The following is a 19,901-nucleotide window of genomic DNA, read 5'->3' as shown; positions in this document are numbered from 1 at the left end:
ATAAGCCAGCAGCCGGGACCGGACGCTGACCCTTAAATGACAATCCTGTCAGTTTCGTCTTCAAGGCCCGTACAACGGGGCTTTGCGCCTAATGGCGATAGGCCGGCGCAAGTTCTCGAAGACCGCCTAGACTCCACACATCCCACATGGAGCGCTGGCGATGCAGCCACCCCGAGGAGCCCTCTGGCTGTTCGCCAGCCCGCTGCGTCTGCGGGCCGGCGTGCTGCTGCTCGCGCTCCTCACGCTGAGCGCCGGCGCCGCCTGGAACTTCGACACCATCCTGAAGAACGCCGAGCAGCGCTACGGTAACCTCGGCACCGCCAAGACCCGCATCGAATCCTGGGGTCGCCTGATCGACGACAGCGAGAATCTCGACGAGATGGCCAAGCTCAAGGCCGTCAACGCCTTCTTCAATGGCGCGCTGGTGTTCACCGACGACCGCACCGTCTGGCACCAGGAGGACTACTGGGCCACCCCGGTGGAGTCGCTCTACAAGGGCGCCGGCGACTGCGAGGACTACTCCATCGCCAAGTTCGTCACCCTGCGCCGCCTCGGAGTCGCCAGCGACAAGCTGCGCATCACCTACGTCAAGGCGCTGCAGCAGAACCAGGCGCACATGGTGCTCACCTACTACGCCTCCCCCACTGCCGAGCCGCTGGTGCTGGACAACCTGATCCCGCAGATCAAGCCCGCCTCCCAGCGCAAGGACCTCCTGCCCGTCTACGCCTTCAACGCCGAGGGGCTGTGGCTGCCCGGCCCCGGCGGCGGCAAGCGCACCGGCGACAGCAAGAAGCTGTCGCGCTGGCAGGACCTGTTGACCAAGATGCGCGCCGAGGGCCTGGACCTCGACGAGACGCGATAGGAGAACCCGGCATGTCATTGCTCAAGCAACTGTTCCTGGCGATCTGCCTGTTCCTCGTGGTGGCCTTCGCCGGCAGCTTCGCCGCCAGCCTGGAAAGCTCCCGCGAGCAATTGATCGGCCAGTTGCGCTCCCATGCCCAGGACGCAGCGACCGCGCTGGGCCTGTCGCTCACCCCGCACGTGGACGACCCGGCGATGATCGAGCTGATGGTCAGCTCGATCTTCGACTCCGGCTACTTCGCCACCATCCGCGTGGTGAGCATTCCCGAGGGCAAGGTCATCGTCGAGCGCGACAGCGACACGCAGAACCAGCAGGTGCCGGCCTGGTTCGCCAAGCTGGTCAACCTCAAGGCCCAGGGCGGCGACGCGCTGATCATGCGCGGCTGGGAACAGGCCGCGCGGGTCGAGGTGGTCAGCCATCCACAGTTCGCCCTGGCCAAGCTGTGGGACGGCGCGCTGGGCAGCCTCGCCTGGCTGCTGGCCTGCGGGCTGGTCAGCGCCATCCTTGGCGGCTGGCTGCTGCGTACCCAATTGAAGCCGCTGGACCAGATGGTGCAGCAAGCCCACGCCATTACCCGCCGCGAATTCCTCACCCTGCCCAAGGAACCGCGTACCCCGGAGCTGCGGCGCGTGGTACAGGCGATGAACCAGATGGTCGACAAGCTCAAGGCCCTGTTCGCCGAGGAAGCCAGCCGCAGCGAGAAACTGCGCGAGGAAGCCTACCAGGACAGCCTTTCCGGCCTGGCCAACCGTCGCCTGTTCGACGCACGGCTGGACGCGCAGCTCTCGCCCAGCGAGCAGAACGCCGCCGGCTACCTGCTGCTGCTGCGCCTGAACGACCTGGCCGGGCTCAACCAGCGCCTCGGCGGGCAGCGCACCGACGCGCTGATCCGCGACGTCGCCGAACTACTGGAACGTGAGCGCGAGCAGCACGGCACCCCGGACTGGCTGGCCGCGCGCAGCCGCGGCGGCGAATTCACCCTGCTCGCGCCCGGCCTGGACAGCGCCAGTGCCGAGCACCTGGCGGACGAACTCAGTGCCGCCCTGGAAAACCTGCGCGGCACGGGCGCCAGCGATTGCACGCCGGTAGCGCACCTGGGCCTGGCGGCCTTCCGACCGGGCGAGCCCTCCGCTGGCGTGCTGTCGCGCGCCGACCAGGCACTGGCCCAGGCGCAGGCCACCCCGGACCGCACCTGGCAACGCCTGGACAGCTCCGGCAGCCAGCCCGCCCAGGACTCCCGCGCCTGGCGCGACTGGCTCGACGACGCCCTGCAGAAAGGCAAGCTGCAGCTGTGGTTCCAGCCCGTGCGCGCCTGCGTCGAGAATGGCGAGTTGCTGCACCAGAAGGTTCTCGCGCGGCTGCTCGATCCCAAGGGCGAGGCCGTGGCCGCCGGGCAATTCCTGCCCTGGATCGAGCGCTTCGGCTGGTCGGCGCGCTTCGACCTGGCGATGCTCGAACACGCCCTCGCCCACCTCGCCCAGCAACCGGCGCCACTGGCCCTGTCGCTCTCGGCGGAAACCGTGCGCAGCGCCGAGCCCCTGCGCCAGCTCTTCGAAATCCTGCGTGCCCACCCGCAGGAAGCGCAGTTGATGACGCTGGAAGTGGACGAACGCTACCTGCCGCCGCCGGCCGAGCTGGAGAAGCTCGCCCAGTCGGTCCAGGAAGTCGGCGCCAAGCTCGGCCTGCAGCACTTCGGCGGGCGCTTCAGCCTGATCGGCAACCTCACCCGCCTGGGTCTTGCGTACCTGAAGATCGACGGCAGCTACATCCGCGCCATCGACCAGGACAACGACAAGCGCCTGTTCATCGAGGCCATGTACCGCGCGTCCAACAGCATCGACCTGCCGCTGATCGCAGAGATGGTCGAGACCGAGGGCGAGCTGCAGGTGCTGCGGGAGATGGGGATTGCCGGGGCGATGGGCCGGCTGATTGGTGCGCCGAAGCCGTCGCAGAAGAACGGTTCCTGATGTCCTTGCAGGACCGAGGGGGCGCCTAGCCCTTGCTCGCGAACCACCCCCGCGACGGGGCCTGTTCGCGAGCAAGCTCGCTCCTACATGAAAACCTGCGTCACGTTCCGGCTCCGGCTCCGGCTCTTAAAGACTTCCAGAAAAACATCCGAGCACTCCGGACGGCCCCGTTCAGGAGGCCTCGTTGAAGCGGAGTTTCAGGGGTTGAGCGACATGGATGTCGCGAGAGCCACGATGGGCCAGGGATGGCCCGTCGTGGCATGCCCCTGAAACTTCGCTTCAGCGAGGGAATTTTTCGCCCCAAGCGAAAAACCGGATGTCCGGGGCAAGACCTTTGCCCACTTTGGGGCGTTTGCCAAAGTGGGTCGCCCGAGGGGGCGAAACGAGAAGTCCGCGCGCCCACCGAAGCGACGCTGGAATCTCCAATCAAAAGCAAGAGCATTGCGGAGGAAATCCACTCTTACATGGGGACACCAGCGTTGGTCGGGTTCGCGAGCAAGGGCTAAGCGCCCCCCTCGCTCCTACAAGGGGCAAGCAGCGCGCCAGATCAGTCCTTCTTGCCCTTCTTCGCGCTTCCGTAAGCGGCCTCCAACGCATCATTGATCGTCTTGAGCACCTTCACCCGCGCATAACGCTTGTCGTTGGCCTCGATCAGCGTCCAGGGCGCAATCTCGGTGCTGGTACGATCGACCATATCCCCCACCGCATCCACGTACTGGTCCCACTTGTCACGGTTGCGCCAGTCCTCCTCGGTGATCTTGAAGCGCTTGAAGGGAATCGACTCGCGCTCCTTGAAGCGCTCCAGCTGGGTGTCCTGGTCAATGGAGAGCCAGAACTTCACCAGCACGATGCCGTAGTCCACCAGTTGCTCCTCGAAATCGTTGATCTCCGCATAGGCGCGCAGCCAATCGGCATCGGTGGCAAAGCCTTCGACCCGCTCCACCAGCACGCGGCCATACCAGGAACGGTCGAAGATGGTGAACTGCCGGCGCGCCGGGATGTGCCGCCAGAAGCGCCACAGGTAGGGTTGCGCACGCTCCTCTTCGGTGGGCGCGGCAATCGGCACGATACGGTACTGGCGCGGGTCCAGCGCGTCGGTGACACGGCGAATCGCGCCGCCCTTGCCGGCCGCGTCGTTGCCCTCGAACACGGCAATCAGCGAGTGGCTGCGGAAACGCTTGTCGCGCATCAGCGTGGCCAGGCGCGCCTGCTCCTTGGCCAGTTGTTCCTTGTACTGGTCCTTGTCCAGCTTCAGGCTCAGGTCCAGCGCGTCCAGCAGCCCCTTGTTGTCGAGGCTGGAGACCAATGGCGCGGCATGCGGTTGCGGCGTCGGGCGGTCCTTGCGCTTGAGTGCGGCCTGCAGGCTTTCGAGGATGGTGCGGCCCACCGTCAGGCTGCGGTAGCGCTCATCGGAACCCTCCACCACGTACCAGGGCGCGTAGTCGCGGCTGGTGCGGCGCAACACGCGCTCGCCGTAGCGCACGAACTTGTCGTAGACCTCGCTCTGCTTCCAGTCCACGTCGCTGAGCTGCCAACTGCGCGTCGGGTCATTCTCCAACGCCTTGAGACGCTCCTTGAGCTGCTTCTTGGAGAGGTGGAACCAGAACTTGAAGATCAGCGCACCCTCGTCGGAGTACATGCGCTCGAAGCGCTCGGCGTCGTTGATCAGGCCGTCGAGCTGGCTGTCCTTGATCTCGCCGGTAACCCGCGCGTAAAGCATCTGGCTGTACCAGTTGCCGAAGAAAATCCCGGTCGTGCCCTTGGGCGGCAGGCGGCGCCAGAAGCGCCACTGTGGTGGACGGGAAAGCTCCTCATCGGTGGGCAGGAGGAAGCTTTCCACGCGGATCAGACGCGGGTCCATCCACTCGTTCAGCAGCTTCACCGTCTCGCCCTTGCCGGCCCCCTCGATACCATTGATGAGGACGATCACCGGGAAGCGCGCCTGCTGCTTGAGCTCGTACTGTGCCTCGAGCAAGGCCTCGCGCAGCACAGCGACTTCCTTCTCGTAGGTTTCCTTGTCGATGGAATGACCGATCTCGGCGGATTCGAACATGCAGCTCTCCTTGTTTCGAAGTGAATAGAAGGTAGCGGAAGTGACGCAGCCTGTCCTCGGAATGGATCGGCTAAACTGCCGCCTTCGCTTCCCTGCCCTGCATTCCTTCATGCCAGATATCAGCAGCGCCCAGATCGACTGGGACGAGAACGGCCAGCCCACTTCCCGCGTCTATGGCGACGTGTATTTCTCCCGCGACTCGGGCATTGCCGAAACGCACCACGTGTTCATCGACGGCAACCGTCTGCCAGAGCGCTTCGCGGCGCTACCAGCGGGCGGGCGCCTGTGCATTGGCGAGACCGGATTCGGCACCGGGCTGAACTTCCTCTGTGCCTGGCAATTGTTCGAAGCACTGGCACCTGGCGGTGCACGGCTGCACTTCGTCACCACCGAGAAGTACCCGGTAGCCCCTGAAGACCTGCGCCGCGCCTTCGCCCTCTGGCCGGAGCTGGCGCACCTGTCGGGGCAGGTGCTGGAGCAGTACGTGGCGATCAATCCCGGCTTCCAGCGCTTCGTCTTCGCGGGCGGCCGCGTGGTGCTGAGCCTGCTGATTGGCGATGTACTGGACACGCTGCCGGAGCTGGACGCACGCATCGACGCCTGGTTCCTCGACGGTTTCTCTCCGGCGAAGAACCCACAGATGTGGAACGACGCGCTCTACGCGCAGCTGGCCCGCCTTTCGGCGCCGGGCACGACCCTCGCCACCTTCACCAGCGCCGGTTTCGTCCGCCGCGGACTGGGCGCAGCCGGCTTCAAGATTCGCCGTACCCTGGGCTTCGGCAAGAAATGGGAGATGTCCCAGGGCGAATTCATCGGCCTCGAACAGCCCGCCGGCAAGCCCTGGTACGCCCGCCCCGCTCGCGCGAAAGGAGCGCGCGAAGCCCTGGTGATCGGCGGTGGCATGGCCGGTTGCGCCAGCGCCGCGAGTCTCGCCGCACGCGGCTGGCAGGTGACCCTGATCGAGCGTCATGCCGGCCTTGCCGAGGAAGCCTCGGGCAATCCCCAGGGCGTGCTCTACCTCAAGCTGTCCGCCCACGGCACCGCACTGTCGCGGCTGATCGTCAGCGGCTTCGGGCATACCCGGCGGCTGATCCAGCGTCTGCAGAAAGGCGAGGAATGGTCCGACTGTGGCGTGCTGCAACTGGGCTTTGATGAAGCCGAAGCCGGCCGCCAGGCGAAACTCGCCGACGCCTTCCCCGACTCGCTGCTGCGCCTGCTGGACAAGGCCGAGGCGGAAAACCTCGCCGGCGTCGGCCTGCCCGCTGGCGGGCTGTTCTACCCCGAAGGTGGCTGGGTACATCCGCCGGCCCTGTGCCGGCACCTGGCGCGACATCCGAACATCCGCGTGCTGGCCGGCGAGGAAGTCCGCCTGCAACGCGAAGCCGATGGCTGGAGCGCCTGGAGCGGCGACGCGAAACTTGCCAGCGCGCCCGTCGCCATCCTTGCCACCGCCGCCGAGGTGCGCCGCTTCGAAGGCGCATCGAGCCTGCCGATGAAGCGCATTCGCGGGCAGATCACCCGTGTGCCGGCCACCGCCGAAAGCGCTGCATTGAGCACCGTGGTCTGCGCCGAAGGCTACGTCGCCCCGCCGCGTCACGGCGAGCACACCCTGGGCGCCAGTTTCGAATTCAAGCGAGACGACACTGAGCCATCATTGGAAGAACACCTGGGCAACCTCGACCTGCTGGCGGAGATATCCACAGACCTGAGCGAACGCATGCACATCGCCCAACTGGACCCGGCAACTCTGCAGGGCCGCGCCGCCTTCCGCTGCACCACGCCGGACTACCTGCCACTGGTGGGCCCGCTGGCCGACCGCGAAGCCTTCGCCAGCGCCTACGCTGTACTGGGCAAGGATGCGCGCCAGGTGCCGGAAACTCCGTGCCCTTGGCTCGACGGCCTGTACCTGAACAGCGCCCACGGCTCCCGCGGGCTGGTCACCGCGCCGCTGGCTGGTGAGTTGCTCGCTGCCTGGATCGACGACGAACCGCTACCCTTGCCCCGTGCCGTGGCCGAGGCCTGCCACCCGAACCGTTTCTTCCTGCGCGACATCGTGCGCGGCCAGAAGAACGCCTGATCATCTCGCGGTCCAGCGACAGGACCGCGACCAGCTTCCAGAGCGGACCACCGACATGGATGCACTGCTGCTTGAATCCTCCGCCATCGGCCTGATCCTCGGGCTGCTGCTGGGCCTGACCGGCGCCGGCGGCTCGCTGGTGGCGCTGCCGCTGCTGCTCAGCCTGCACCTGCCGTTGCACGATGCCATTGGCGTCAGCCTGGGCGCGGTGGCGCTTTCGGCCGCCATCGGCGCGGTGCCGCGCGCGCGGCAAGGGCAGGTGGCGTGGAAACCGCTGTTCTGGCTGGTGATCACCGGCTGGCCGGGCAACGCCATCGGCCAGTGGCTGGGCAAGTTCGTGCCCGATGGCTGGCTGATCATTGGCTTCTGCGTGCTGGTGCTGTGGTCGGCCTGGCGCATGTGGCAGGGCTCCAGCCAGCCGCGCGTGTCCGACCAGCCGACGCGCAACGGTCCGCTGCTTGCGGTGGGGTTGGCGGTGGGAATGCTGTCCGGCCTGATGGGTGTCGGCGGCGGCTTCCTGATCGTGCCGGGGCTGCTGTGGTTCACGCCGCTGTCGATGATGGCGGCAACCGCGACGTCCATGGCAGTGATCGCGCTGGTGTCCGGCGGTGGATTCCTGCTCTATCTGACCCACGCACAGCCACCGCTGCCCTTGCTGGCGTGCCTCGCGGCGGGCGGTGCACTGGGCGTGCTGTTCGGCAATCGCCTGGCGGTGCGCCTTGGCGGCGCGACGTTGCAGCGCCTGTTCGCGCTGATGCTGGTGGCGGTCAGCCTGTCCCTGGCGGCACAGAAACTGATGAGCTGACGCTCAGAACTCTTCTTCCTCTTCTTCTTCCTCGACGCCGCTCCCCGGCGTCTCGAACAGCTCGGCCGCGCGCAACAGCCCGGCGAGAATCGCGTGCTGCTCCCATTCGGGCAAACCGGCGAAGCGTTCCAGGGCGTGCTCGGGCAGTAGCGCCGGGCTGTGTTTCAGCGCTTTGCGGCCATCGGCTTCAAGGCTCATCCATTGCTTGCGACGGTCATCATCGTCGCGCCGCCGCGTCAGCAGCCCCTTGCTTTCCAACCGGGCCAGCGCACCGGAAAGCGATGACTGGGACAGCGCCACATGCCGCGCCAACTGACCAGCGGTTATCTCCCCCTCCAACTCCACCACCTGCAGGATCAGCAACTGCAGAGGTGTCAGTTCGCCATCCCGGCCCAGGCTCTTGGAGTGCACCTCTGCCGCCTGTTGCAGGCGCCGCAGGGCCTGCAACATCGAGAGTGCGTGGGCGTTGCGCATCGAAGTCTTGCTGTCGGCCATTTAGTCCACCTGCTGCTCCGTCATTTTTCCTCAATGAAATCAAATAGAACTCTCGCCAGATCGACGGGTCATCCCCTATGGGCCGCGTAAGAAGGCGTCGCACCTCGACGCTGTCGCGCCCCACAGGCGTCCATGAGACGCCACCCACTTCATCCCCAACGGAGATCCGGTAAGGACATGTGCGGAATAGCAGGAGTACTAAATACGCGCCCTAGAGGGGATTCTAGGGCCTTCTCCCCCCCCTAAAACCCCCTTTAGATCATCGTTTTGGTACAAAAAGTGGTACGAGAACGATCTCGCCTTGCCCGTCCTGGGCACCCTACTCCCCCAAGATTCGCTTCACATACGCCTGGCAGGCAGTCAGTTGCCTGATGGCGTCGTCACCCCGGTTGACGATCCCGAGAAGAGCCGCAGAGTCTCCAGGGTCAAGGTCGGCTCGACCTTCTGCATCACCCACGCTTCCGGCGCTGGCGGTGCCGGGCACTTGGGCGGCGGCACTGCAACCACTGACCTTGACTGACAGCCGGCGCTGAGCAGTGAGCAGATCAGCACGAAGCTGAGAGTTCTGATGCTGGGCATCGGTGTACTCCTGATATCGGGTAGCGGAATCCTGCTGGATAGCCTTGGCGAGCGCTTGGCGCTGTTCGTTGGCGGCCTGCTGGGCCTTGGCGGTCGCCTCTGTGTCAGCCGCCAGATGCCGATCCCATTTTTCCTTCCAGACGGCATCCGTTCGTGCGCTGCCCTCGTGCCAGCCACCGGCGGCGGATAGGAACAGCAGTATGCCGGCGAGCAGCGGCTTCCAGTAGCTGAGTAGCCAGATCATGCCACTACTCCACCAGCCGCACGGTACTGCTGTACCAGGTCTTCAAGGCGGTGCTCACGCTGGCCGTACCCTGCCCCGGGCAAGCTCGCCCAGATGTTCGAACACTTAGCGATCGCCTCGCGCACCCTGCCGGCCTGGATGTCACCCATAGCGCCACGCTCGCGGATCTGTTGGATTGCCACGCGGTCCTGGCTCTCTGGACTGAAGTCCTTCAGCTGAAGCAAATCGCGGTAGGGCTTCCACCAGCGGAACAGCAGTTGGTATCGGCCGGCGGCAGTCGACGCCAAGCCTTTGCTGTTGACCTTCACGAGGATGTTTGGATGACCGGCGTAGTTGCTGAAAACGTTAGGCGAATCCAGCCCGCCGACAATCACGTCGTAGCCGTCGTCTTTGGTGTAGCGGCTGGTTCTCGTCCCCTCGCTCCAAGCAAGCATGTCCAGGAACGCGACGACATTCTTTCCTCCGGCGGCTGATACCGAAATCACTGCCATTTAACTGTCCCCACAAAGGTGAATGATATGAGACGGATTGATATTTCCGGGCTTCGCTTTGGGCGTCTTTTAGTGATTGGCTATCTATCGCCTGGAGAAAACGGAGGCTCTCTATGGCTGTGCCAATGTGATTGCGGAAATCAGGCGAAAGCGCTCAGCAGCCATTTACGGGGAGGCTCGACACGCTCTTGTGGCTGCCTTGCCTCTGAATGGTCTTCTCACATGGGGAGCAACCCTGAATTTGTCAGGAAGCGCGCCGAGAAAGTCACGAAGCACGGCCATAAGAGGCCAGGCAAAGTTTCCGTGGAGTACAGGACATGGATCGGCATGAAGCGCCGCTGTTATGACGTGAAGTGCAAGGACTACCCGAACTGGGGTGGGCGTGGAATCAAGGTGTGCGACAGATGGAATAACTCTTTCGTCGCCTTCTTTGAGGACATGGGGCCCAGGCCGCCCGGCAAATACAGCATCGATCGCCTGGATCCAGACATGGATTATTCGCCGGAAAACTGTAGGTGGGCGACATTCGCACAACAGGGTGCAGAGAATCGTCGAGGACTTATGAAGATCGTGGTTGAAGGCCTTGAGTTCTCGAGCATCGCCGATGCGTGCCGACATTTCGGCGTAAATCTCACCACCGCTCACTATCGCATCAATGCTGGGATACCCGCGGAGTTAGCGGTTTCCACAACAAGCAGACTCAAGCCGCGCCGATCCAGGGAATCTTATCTACCCAAGAGCGTCAGGAAGTCGCCCTGAGCGCAGGAACAAAAACGCCAGCTCTCTGGCCGGCGTTTGGGTAGATGCGCAGGAGCTGCGCTTCGGTGATTGGCATCAAGTCTGCTCCCAGCTCATGACGCGAAGGATCGGCGCGAAGTTAGGGGTGGCGCTGTTCTCAACGCCAACGACGAATCCAACCTGGTCAGCAGTGATGAAATCAGTCCGGCCGATGGTGTGAATCACCAGCCAGTTGACCCCGTCTTCACTGATACTGCAGATCCGATTGGTGCCGTTGTCGGAGATGCGAAGCCAGTTGGCCATCTGAGGAATCTTGACCGTCGTGTAATCGGCATTGAAGGAGGTCCCCGAGTTGAACTTCGTCGAGCGGATGGCAACGGTGGTCAAGCCGAGATCACTGGCGATCACATCGAAGATATGCATAGCGCCGCTCGTGCTATTGCGGAAGCACAACCCATAACTCTGGAAGGCCTTGTGGGCCATCACCGCCTTTAAATGCGTGGTGATTGTGTACGGCGTACCCGGTGCAGTGCGAACCCTGGCCACCACATTCGCACCGGCGCCTGCTGCCCCACCCGTCAGTACCTGGTCGAAGGCGCTGCTCGTGATGGCAGACGTGCCTTGGTTCACCCACGACCAACCAGAGGTCGGCGGGGCGACAAGCTTGTTTACCGGCCCCCATGGCAACCAGGAGGTTCCTGAGTCGAAGACAAGGATGTTCTTGTCCGTCAGCAGAGAGACGTTTCCGGCCGTGCTGGCTGCCGGCAGCGAAGCCGAATCGGTCTGGTTGATCACCGAACCGCTGCCACCGCCGCCGCCGCCAGAAGCAGAAATTGTGATGTCGTCAGTGTTCTGGGTGATGGTGACGTTTGTCCCCGCCACAAGGCGCCGGGCGACAACGTTACGAGACCCATCGATACTGGCGAGCACCTGAGCGCCACTTCCGCTATTGCTGACCCCGGAGATGCCCTTTGGCTGAAGAACCCACGCCGAACCGCTGAAGCGATAGAGGTTTCCGTCAGTGGCATCCTCCACAACCCAGCCGGTTTCAGGTGTGCGGGCCTGCCAGCCCAAGCTCGTGCGATAGAGCGCCAGGGCATTTGCAGCAGCTCCTGTCACCCCTGCCCAGGCCGACGCCATGATGTAGAAGGCGCCATCGAGCGGCGAGCCAGGCGCGGCGGTCAGGGTCCGACTGATCACCGGAGTCTTGAGCAGGACGTCGATCCAGGCCAACGCCTCGTTCACGTTGAGAGCGTTGTCCTGGCCGTTCGCGGTCTCAAGAAGTTTCGCGTGCGGGGTCGTCACAGAGTGACCTCCAATGGGTAGCCCCGCCCGATTGCGGCGGAGATCATGTAAAGACGGAAGGTGATGGCACTTTGCGCGGAGCCGAAGTCTGTAACCTGGTCAGTCGCCGAGTAGGTCCAGGCGCGCGAGGTGACGCTGATGGTTCTTTTCACTGTGGCGCCGGACATGACGTCGATCTGGTAAGACTCGGAGGCCTCGCCAACGGGCGCTTCGATGCCATTGGTCCACCAACTGCTGGACAGCCGGCTACGGCGATGGAAGGTTCCGGAGAAGTTTCCGGAGCCATCGCGCGAGCCCTTGGCCAGCACTGGGCTCAGTGGCTTCAGGTTGACGCCTCGGTAGGTGAAGCTCTGGCTGAGCGCCGAGTCGATGTCACCGCCCGAGGTCACGGCCTTGTAGATCATCGAGACGCCGATCGTGGCTTGCGCCATGCCGATGAAGGCGTTATCCGGGTCCTCCAGCAAGACGAAGTAGTCGCCGACCTGGTGAAGACCGGTAGCCCACTCCGTTCCTTTATCGCCGCGCACCAACCCAGTCACGATGTAGGAACCATCGGTCTGCAGGGTTGCGGTCTGGAAGCGAACAATCTCCCAGCGTCCATCGACGCCATAGGCCGCGTAGTTGCGGCCAAGCACCATCTGGTCGCGGGTTATGCTTTCCATCTGGCCCGCCAGCATGGTCACCGCGAGCTGCGAGACGTAGTCAATCAGGAAGCCTGAGTTTGCCGTGAGTGCATTCCTGGCAATACCGATGGAGCCCTTCTCGTTGTAGCCCTGGATGTCGGTGTAGGTCTGGCCGCCATCTGCCGAGCGAACCACCACAGCACCGGGCCATCCATTCGAATAACCGGCCGCCGCCGAAGCGAAACCAGGCTCGTTCTGGAGGGCGTCATCCACTACCGGGATATCCATTGGAACCCAAAGGCTTTCGCCGGCATTGCCGACAGTCCCGTCAGGGCCTGGAGCCGGCGCGCCGACAGCCGTCCGGACGTAGGTAGCCGCGCTGTTGAGAAAGCCCTTGGCAGAAACGATCCCATTGGCGCCTGTTGATACCTCGGTCAACCGGATGTCGAAGATCCCGAACTTCGAATTGGCCGTCACGACGTCCGCCGGCTGCAGCGCTTGGTAGGTCGGTGGCAAGTTCAGGGTGAACGGCTGCCGCTCATCCCAGGCGCTATCACAGGCCATCGTAGCGATCTGCGCGAGCTCGTCGTCACTGAGCACCAGCCCAAGGTCGATGGTCTGCGAGTTGACAGCCATAGTCCCGATCCGCTCGTAGGTCTGGCTTGAATCTGCATACTCACGAGTAGCGCTGATCCCTTTTGCAGTCACCTTGGCTGGCAACTGGGTATCCATTTCCCGATCGTATGGCAGCGAGTCACCAATCTCGTCCGAGTCGCTGGCCGCCAGGTCGCCCCATGGAATCGATACAACCGAAGGCTGGCCACGCGGTACAAACTGAAGCTTGTAGCCATTCATCCTGGCATCGAAGGGCCACGCCGCGCGCAATGGCTCGATGATGTCCCGAATCGAACCGCCACCGATGCGGTAGCCGGTGACGAGTTGGGTCAGCGAGGAGGCATCGATGTCGCCCGGCCCGATCAGTGCAGAGCGACTGCACTCCTCCTCAATGATATCGCCCAGGCTGATCTTCTGCGGATCGACAATGCCCAGCGAGTACCACTGAACCGTTGCCGTCTGATCGGTGGACAGGTGCCAGGCGCGCACAATTAATGCGTCAGAGAAATACACCGAGATGTCGGCAGCCGAAGGCGCAGTCGGAAGCGTCAAGATCAAATCAACGGTAGAGAGGTCAAGGCTGATCCGGTAGACCCTGTTGGTTGTGCTGCCGGTATACAGCCACAGACTCCCATCCGATATTGCCGCCTTAGCGTTCGCCGTCATCGTAAAAGCAAACGTCTTCGCGGCCAGCGCTGTACCAAGGCCGTTGTATTGCGTTACGCCAGAGGGCGTAAAGGAGTACACAACCCCTTCGCCAACCGCGACGGCATAGGAGTTTTCGGTTATCTGTATCGGGGTGAACCCCTTCTGCCCGAAGTAAAAACGCGGAGACGGAGGCCTTATGATGACTGCAGCCCAGTTCCCTACCTGTTGATACTGCCCATCCGGATAACTAGGGTCTGCAGGGCCAAATAACGGTCCATTTGCAAGGCTTGGGAAAACTTCTCGGATGTCCTTGTAGAACAGCTGCTGATCATTCGTACCCGACGGCGGAACATCGAGCGACTGGATTCCACTGATGATCTGTCGCGCTTCAAAGCCCTGCGAGTTCAGGCGGAAGGTGTAACGATCGGCATAGCTGTTCGGTGGATAATCGCCGCCCCAGCCCGGCACCCAGAAGTCGACGCGATCTGCGGATATATACGCGACCTTAGGTAGCAGGCCAGGGACAGGAACAGTCAGGGTTGCCTGGCGGATGATGCGCTGATCGATATTGGTCGATGAAACAACCTCGACCTTGAACTGGCTGCCGGCCAGCGAATCACCATAGTCCTTGAGGGCGAACTTCTTGAACTTGATGTAGGCAAGACCGCGATAGGCAGGTGTATTTGCCACGCCCTTGTCAGCCTGAATATCAGGGTCCGGCATCTGGCTGTCGGTGCCGCGGTAAAGCTTCCAGCCCTTCGCCGCGTTATTGCTGGCGACCATGGTTTCCAAATCGTCACTGCCCGCGTTGTAGATGAGCTTGTCGCCGCACCAAATGCGGCGCACGCCAGCGATTGGTCCCTCACCCAGCGACAGAGCGAAGGTCGCGTAGTACTTGTAGGTCGTCTGCGAGGCACTTGAGCTGCCGCCTTTGCCGCCGCTCTTTTTCTTCTTGACGACGACATCTAACTTTCCGCCCTTCAGCCAGATGACGTTACCGGACGTGCCAACCATGCCGTAGAAGCGCGGGATCGGGTTGCCGTAGGCGCTGTCCTGGACGGTCGGGATCGTCGGCGACGGGGTCTTCGCTTCGGGGAACAGCTTGCGGTAGAGGCTGTCGATGATGCCTGGGCCGCCGCCCAGCATGATGTTATTGAACTTGAAGATGCCGCTGTCGCGACCGAAGATCTGGGCACTGAGACTCATTCCTCGACCCCTTTAAAGCGGTATGCCATGAGGATGCGATGGCGCCAGGTCGAGTCCACGCGGTGGTGGCAGACATGGCCAGCCTCCTCGCTGGAATGGATGATGTAGGGCTCGCCGCCGATGAACCCGGCATGAATGGCGATGTGCTGGGGGGCCTTGCTGATGCGCATAGCAAGCAGGTCGCCAGCGTTCGCTTCCGCCGGATTGATCCGCTCAAGGCAAGGCTGGCGGTCAAGCTCACGCTCGAGCGTTCCGTCGTAGGGGTCGCGCGCGTAGCCAGTCGTGTCGATGCACTCCAGACCTAGAACTCCACAGATGTGGATGTAGAGCCCTACACAATCCAGCGCCAAACCGGCAATCCGCCCCTGGTGCATGAACGGCGTGCGCAGGGTCGCCATGGCTACGTCGACGATCTCGGATCGCTTCATGAACCACGCCCAACTTGGGTGTACTCGGAAGTGCTCGGAACGTGTGGCTGGCCGCCGAAGTTGATCACGTTGCCGAACTTGTCGCGGCAATCGTCCAAACGCTTGCGGCAGCCGGGAATCATCACGTAGGTATCACCGACCTGCGGCAAGTAGTACGCGCCGCCATGCAGATAGAACTGACCGCCGGCGGTACTGCGCTTGATCTTCAGAGGCTGCAAGCCGGCATTCTGACCGCTGGTGAACAGAACCTCTCCAGCAGTGAACCAATCGTCGGCTTCAGTGCGTGCAACGCTCTGGAACTGGTACTGGCTGGTAACTGAAGTAACGCTGCCGCTCACCTTGAAAGCCGTAATGCTCGGACCATCCGGAGCAGAACGCGGGCCTGTGCATCTGCTACGTGTGGAGGCAATGATCTGGTCTCCAGTCGGCCCGAGGTGCCCGTCAAACAACGTCCACTGGCACTGCGGGCTATAGATTCTTCCGACCTCCTGACTCAGCACATCAGCAGCCGACATCACCTCTGTTCTGTAGGTGTTGTCATTGATCGTGACCTTACCAAGGAAGCCAAGAGCTAGAGCCTCCTCGTCCTCAATCGGTGCCTTCCAACTGGTGGCAAAGGCATAGATCCGTGCGTTGTCGAACACGCCACTGCCGAGCTGATCGCGAGTAATACCGTGATCCAGGATGCCGGTCAGGTCGAAACTGCCTGAAGCGAGATTCGACTGATCGTCGAAGCCAGTGAACTCGTACCCCGTGTCACAGCGATAGACCTGGCCATTACTCATGACGAGGTCAACTGGATACTCCGTTATCCTGACGGTTGTGCCGTCGCGCGCCACAATTCGGGCGCAGTGAACCTTCGTCGGCCAGTCGGCAACGTGTGGCTTCATAGAACTCCAGATACGACAAAGCCCGCACTGGGCGGGCTTTTTGCCGGAAGGTGATGCGAGTTGGTTAGAGGATTTTGTCCCAGGGGATATTGCCTGCCGCATAACCTGCAGCGGCGATGAGGAGAATCAGCCAAATGCCCCAAAATCTCAGGGCCGGCAGCTTGTCCGCCATCATTCGCACCTCTCGTATGATCTTGCTAGAATCCAACCAAGTTCTCCTCATGGGATAGTCATGGGGTTGAAACAGAAAGCCCTGGGCGTTGCGAGCGCCCGGGGCTTTTGCTTTTCAGGTGGGGAAAGGTTAGCGCTTCTGGGTCAGGGCGCGCCGCTCGAAGTCGATGATGCGCTGACGGTAATGCTTGATGGTCTGCGCGGTCATCACGCTGCGCTGCTCGGCCTTCGTCTCTCCATTGAGATCCTGTTAGTGCGCCAATAGCGTCTCGCTAGTGTATGTGCCGTTATGGGTTGAAGATCTCAATGACGTCGATATTCCCGGCGTCGATCGTGTCCCAGTTGGAGAAGCGGCTGCTGAGGTCGTCGGTGAAACGCATCGGAATGTCGAACTCACATCCAGTGGTTACCAATTCTCCGGCCTGCGGAGCGGTATTCACGACTCCGCCGCTGGTGTAATCGCTGAACCCGGTGGAGTTGACGGCCACGGTAATCGACCCTGCGCTTCGAGCAGTGATCGGCGAGCGCATCCCGTTAATTTGAGTCATCCCAACCACATTGGCGATCAGCACCGACTCGCCAACGGCCATGCTGTTTGCGACCGTGATGGTCGTCGTAGAGCCCTTGGTGATGTTCGTGATCACGCCGGTCTTGTTCGCCGCCATGGTCACGATGCCGGTTGTGTTGTCGACGCTCCACTGGGCTGCCGGGAAGACGGCACCGTGAACCCCTACCTTCACGGTGCCAGCCACCGGCTTCCTGATCCGCCGGCGGATGCACGAGGCATCCGAACTATCGCCGTACCAGCGCATCAACTGGTACACGCCAGGCACCGTCGGATTCACTAGGACCATCGGCTGGTCGAATGCAGTCGGATCGCCGCGGTAGTTATTGGTGGAGTAGTCGGCCGGGTGCATGACCCGGAAGCCCCGATAGGTGCCGCCGGCGCGGTTGTTGAGGTCTACGATCTCGCTGATGATGAAGTTCGTCTGGCGCTCGAACTCGATCGTCATGGATGCCTTGATGTACGGGTGCTTCAGCGCCCGGTACTCGTTACCGCCTGCCGTGACCACCGTCTCCGCCGCATAGCTCGAGCCGAACCCGCTGCCATAGTCGATGTTCTCTGCCAGGCGCTCTTCCAGGAACTGGCTCATCATGCGTACCTGTTGGCTTTGGTGACTGCGCTGACGACTCGGCGGCCCATGCGCGCGGTCGACTCGCGCATTCCCTTGGAATCGTTGGCGCCGTTGAGGTTGATGTTCACGGTCGTCGAGCGCTGCTGATTGAAGGTTTGGCCAGGACTGGATGGGTCAGGGCTTTGACCACGGCGAATGGCCTCGAGGTTGTCCACACCGATCCGTGAAACCGCTGCTGCGTCGAAGACGAACTCCTTCCCGTGGACCACGCCAGCGACATCGTTCACTCCGCCATCGCCGGTATAGCCACCAGTCTTGAAGCCAACGCCCGCGATGCTGGCGATGTTCGCCGCGGTCATCACGCCGGCCGAAATGGCCAGCGCTACACCCACCGGGTAAGGCGGAACCGCCAACGCATTCTGGATCGCCGTAAAGCCGGAAATTGTGGCCTGCGCGATGGCTGCAGCCTTGCCTATTGCACCCAGGCGCTTGTTCCCGGACTGACTCAGGGTCGCCATTTGCCCGAAGAATTGCTCGCTACTCTCAAGGAGCGCCTGGTTTTTCGCCTGATCAATTTTCGCTTGACCATCTCGACCTTGCTGGTTGATCGAATTCACCCGGGTGGCATAGGTCTCCTCATTGATAGCTTTGGCGTCGAGGAAAGCTTTCTGCTTCTCCAGTTCAGTCGTCCGCCAGATTTCGAGTTCTCTGGCTTCCTCATCCAGGCGGGTCATTTCGCTGTTGGCGCCACCGACGCTGGCGTCCAGATTCCCGACTTTCGGGGCCTTGGTGACGCCCTCAACGGTGCCCTTTTCAACATCCGACTTGCTGGCAACATCGCGGATCTGCTTCAGGGTTTCGAGACGCTGCAGAGCAGCCACGTTGCCCTGCGTCTCGTACTGCGCGATCTTCTTCGCGTAGTCGAGCTCGAACTGCATGTCGTTAGCGGCCTGGAGCTGTCCTGTCTCCTGCAGGATCGCGAGACGAACGTTGTCCTGATCCACCAGGTCCTGCTTCGCGTCCAGTTCGGTGGCGAGGTCGAGCAGGTGCTGCTTCTGCTGGGCGTTGAGCTTGGAGAGTTCGCCGTTTTCCAACTGGTAGCGGACTCGCGCGACCTCCGTCGTCTGCCCGAACAGGGCGACCTGCTGAGCCAGGCTCTGCTCAACGTTTTTGTACGCAGAGGCAAGCTGTTTGGCTGAGCGCTGCTCGTCAGTTAGCGCTGAACCTCTCGGCTTTGGCGGGGCTGGTGGCGCCTCGGCATCAATCTTTGGCTTTTCCTCCGGAGGCGTCTTTGGAGGAGGAGCGGCGGCGCCATTATTGGAGCGCGCGGACATAAGTTCGTCGTTCAGTTTGAGAAGCGCCTGAACGCCTTTGATCTCCTCGCGCAGTTTCGCCATCTGAGGCGACTCTTTCGCATTGGGATCAATCGTCCGAAGGTTTGCCAGCGCCTTCTCTTGCTCAGCCAATTCGCCCTGCTGCCGAATAAGCTGGTCGTTCAGGCGCACGATATCATCGGCCGCAGCGCGCCCACCGTTGGCTTGATAGGCCACCTCAGCACCAAACCATTGGACGACTGAAATAGCCTCACGGACGCCTTTCGCGATGTTGTTGAATACCGTGACAACGCCAGCAGCAAGCTCCTGCGCAGCACGGATTGTCTTCGGATCCTGAAGAGTCTCTGCAAGCTCGCCAATGTTGCCCGTCAGGATTGCAGATGCTTTTGAGGTCTCGTTGACCTTGCCGACGAACACCTGGAAGGAGTTCGAAAGCGCAGTCGTGGAGTCCGCAACAGACGTCTCCATAGACGCTGCTAGCTCTTCGTTGCTGTCCCGCGACTGCCGAAGCGCTTCGTTCAGGGCCGCCAGGCTCAGCTTCCCTTCAATGCCGAGCTTGCGGATGTCAGCCGTCGAACGCCCGGTGGCTGCCGCCAGGTCATTCACGATGGTCGGCATCGCCGCCAGGATCGACTGCCAGCCGTCCGATTCAACCTTTCCGGTCTGGATGGCCTTGGAGTAGGCATCGATGGCCGATGACGCCTTGTCTGCCGACGCGGCGTTGGTCACCAGCAGGAAGCTGAAGCTGTCCGTGATATCCAGGGCGTCGTCGGTGTTGTAACCCAGCGTGCGAATGGCGTCGGCCGTCCGGATGTAGACCTCTTGGGCCTCGTTCAGCGGACGATAGGTGGCGTTTGCGGTCTGCAGCAGGCGGTCCTGGACCTTGGTGTACTCCTCCGTCGATGAGGTCGCCATCCTGATTCGCGCGGCCATCTGGCCGTACTGGTCCGATGCCGCGATGATCGCCCGCACGCTGATAGCTGCAGCCAGGGCGCCGAACGCCTTGCCCAGCCCGTTGGTCGACTTCGTGAGTTCTTGGTTCGACTTATCCGCCTTCGCCGTCACATCGATCATGATGCGCAGCTCGTCGGTGGCCTTCTTCGCCGACGTAGAGTCGACCGACAGGACCAGGCGGGCGTATTCAGTCATTGTGTCGGACCTTGGTGGCGATGGCGTCGAGACGCATGATCGCTTCGACCTCCAGGGGCTCTAGCTCCTGATGGGTCATCAGCGA

15 protein-coding genes and 1 pseudogene are annotated in these 19,901 nt (G+C 62.3%); 5 read left to right on the top strand and 11 right to left on the bottom strand.

The features are described from left to right. Window positions 1–160: 160 nt before the first annotated feature. On the top strand, window positions 161–862 hold the full coding sequence (gene lapG, locus A6723_RS11565; RefSeq protein ID WP_054908726.1) for a cysteine protease LapG: 702 nt from the start codon (window positions 161–163) through the stop codon (window positions 860–862). Window positions 863–873: 11 nt separating this feature from the next. Further along, on the top strand, window positions 874–2,829 hold the full coding sequence (gene lapD / locus A6723_RS11560; protein ID WP_054908727.1) for a cyclic di-GMP receptor LapD: 1,956 nt from the start codon (window positions 874–876) through the stop codon (window positions 2,827–2,829). 547 nt (window positions 2,830–3,376) lie between these two features. Here the strand turns inward: lapD and pap are convergent. Then, window positions 3,377–4,882 (bottom strand): polyphosphate:AMP phosphotransferase, encoded by a 1,506-nt coding sequence (gene pap, locus A6723_RS11555; RefSeq protein ID WP_054908728.1) that lies wholly within the window; start codon window positions 4,880–4,882, stop codon window positions 3,377–3,379. A gap of 109 nt (window positions 4,883–4,991) precedes the next feature. On the opposite strand from pap, the gene mnmC reads away from it, so the two are divergent. Together mnmC and A6723_RS11545 are read left to right on the top strand one after the other, a co-directional pair. Beyond that, entirely contained in the window at window positions 4,992–6,959 is a 1,968-nt protein-coding gene (mnmC, locus tag A6723_RS11550; protein WP_054908798.1) for a bifunctional tRNA (5-methylaminomethyl-2-thiouridine)(34)-methyltransferase MnmD/FAD-dependent 5-carboxymethylaminomethyl-2-thiouridine(34) oxidoreductase MnmC, read from the top strand. A gap of 55 nt (window positions 6,960–7,014) precedes the next feature. Continuing rightward, complete coding sequence (locus A6723_RS11545; RefSeq protein WP_054908729.1) at window positions 7,015–7,764, top strand: sulfite exporter TauE/SafE family protein; 750 nt, start codon at window positions 7,015–7,017, stop codon at window positions 7,762–7,764. 3 nt (window positions 7,765–7,767) lie between these two features. Here the strand turns inward: A6723_RS11545 and A6723_RS11540 are convergent, their stop codons facing one another. The 3 genes from A6723_RS11540 to A6723_RS11530 all read right to left on the bottom strand — a co-directional run bounded on the left by A6723_RS11540 (window position 7,768) and on the right by A6723_RS11530 (window position 9,573). Further along, entirely contained in the window at window positions 7,768–8,259 is a 492-nt protein-coding gene (locus A6723_RS11540; protein WP_054908730.1) for a MarR family winged helix-turn-helix transcriptional regulator, read from the bottom strand. A gap of 319 nt (window positions 8,260–8,578) precedes the next feature. After that, the gene (locus A6723_RS11535; protein ID WP_054908731.1) at window positions 8,579–9,082 is read right to left on the bottom strand and encodes a lysis system i-spanin subunit Rz; all 504 of its coding nucleotides are present in this window, start codon (window positions 9,080–9,082) and stop codon (window positions 8,579–8,581) included. Next, window positions 9,079–9,573, bottom strand: a complete 495-nt coding sequence (locus tag A6723_RS11530) for a glycoside hydrolase family protein (protein WP_054908732.1) — start codon at window positions 9,571–9,573, stop codon at window positions 9,079–9,081. Before A6723_RS11530 ends, A6723_RS11535 begins: the two co-directional genes overlap by 4 nt. Before the next feature lie 27 nt (window positions 9,574–9,600). On the opposite strand from A6723_RS11530, the gene A6723_RS31225 reads away from it, so the two are divergent. After that, entirely contained in the window at window positions 9,601–10,332 is a 732-nt protein-coding gene (locus tag A6723_RS31225; RefSeq protein ID WP_175405544.1) for a hypothetical protein, read from the top strand. A gap of 75 nt (window positions 10,333–10,407) precedes the next feature. Here the strand turns inward: A6723_RS31225 and A6723_RS11525 are convergent, their stop codons facing one another. The 7 genes and pseudogenes from A6723_RS11525 to A6723_RS11500 form a co-directional block, all read right to left on the bottom strand. Continuing rightward, entirely contained in the window at window positions 10,408–11,616 is a 1,209-nt protein-coding gene (locus A6723_RS11525; protein ID WP_054908733.1) for a DUF2793 domain-containing protein, read from the bottom strand. Next, window positions 11,613–14,708, bottom strand: a complete 3,096-nt coding sequence (locus A6723_RS11520) for a phage tail protein (RefSeq protein ID WP_064979683.1) — start codon at window positions 14,706–14,708, stop codon at window positions 11,613–11,615. Before A6723_RS11520 ends, A6723_RS11525 begins: the two co-directional genes overlap by 4 nt. After that, the gene (locus A6723_RS11515) at window positions 14,705–15,136 is read right to left on the bottom strand and encodes an NlpC/P60 family protein (protein ID WP_054908735.1); all 432 of its coding nucleotides are present in this window, start codon (window positions 15,134–15,136) and stop codon (window positions 14,705–14,707) included. The genes A6723_RS11520 and A6723_RS11515 overlap by 4 nt, the downstream gene beginning before the upstream one ends. After that, window positions 15,133–16,026 carry a DUF2163 domain-containing protein gene (locus A6723_RS11510; protein WP_054908736.1) on the bottom strand — a complete coding sequence of 298 codons (894 nt, stop codon included), beginning with the start codon at window positions 16,024–16,026 and terminating at the stop codon, window positions 15,133–15,135. Before A6723_RS11510 ends, A6723_RS11515 begins: the two co-directional genes overlap by 4 nt. 301 nt (window positions 16,027–16,327) lie before the next feature. After that, window positions 16,328–16,444, bottom strand: a pseudogene (gene zipA, locus A6723_RS31720) (cell division protein ZipA); the annotation flags it as partial. 40 nt (window positions 16,445–16,484) lie between these two features. After that, window positions 16,485–17,351 carry a DUF2460 domain-containing protein gene (locus A6723_RS11505; RefSeq protein WP_054908737.1) on the bottom strand — a complete coding sequence of 289 codons (867 nt, stop codon included), beginning with the start codon at window positions 17,349–17,351 and terminating at the stop codon, window positions 16,485–16,487. Then, entirely contained in the window at window positions 17,351–19,816 is a 2,466-nt protein-coding gene (locus tag A6723_RS11500) for a tape measure protein (RefSeq protein ID WP_054908738.1), read from the bottom strand. The genes A6723_RS11505 and A6723_RS11500 overlap by 1 nt, the downstream gene beginning before the upstream one ends. Window positions 19,817–19,901 lie beyond the last annotated feature (85 nt).

It is taken from the genome of Pseudomonas sp. AU11447, from assembly GCF_001672555.2.
GTDB classification, from domain to species: Bacteria; Pseudomonadota; Gammaproteobacteria; order Pseudomonadales; family Pseudomonadaceae; genus Pseudomonas; species Pseudomonas nitroreducens.
Note: the sequence above shows the minus strand (reverse complement) of the source record. Positions and strands in the feature narration are given on the sequence as shown.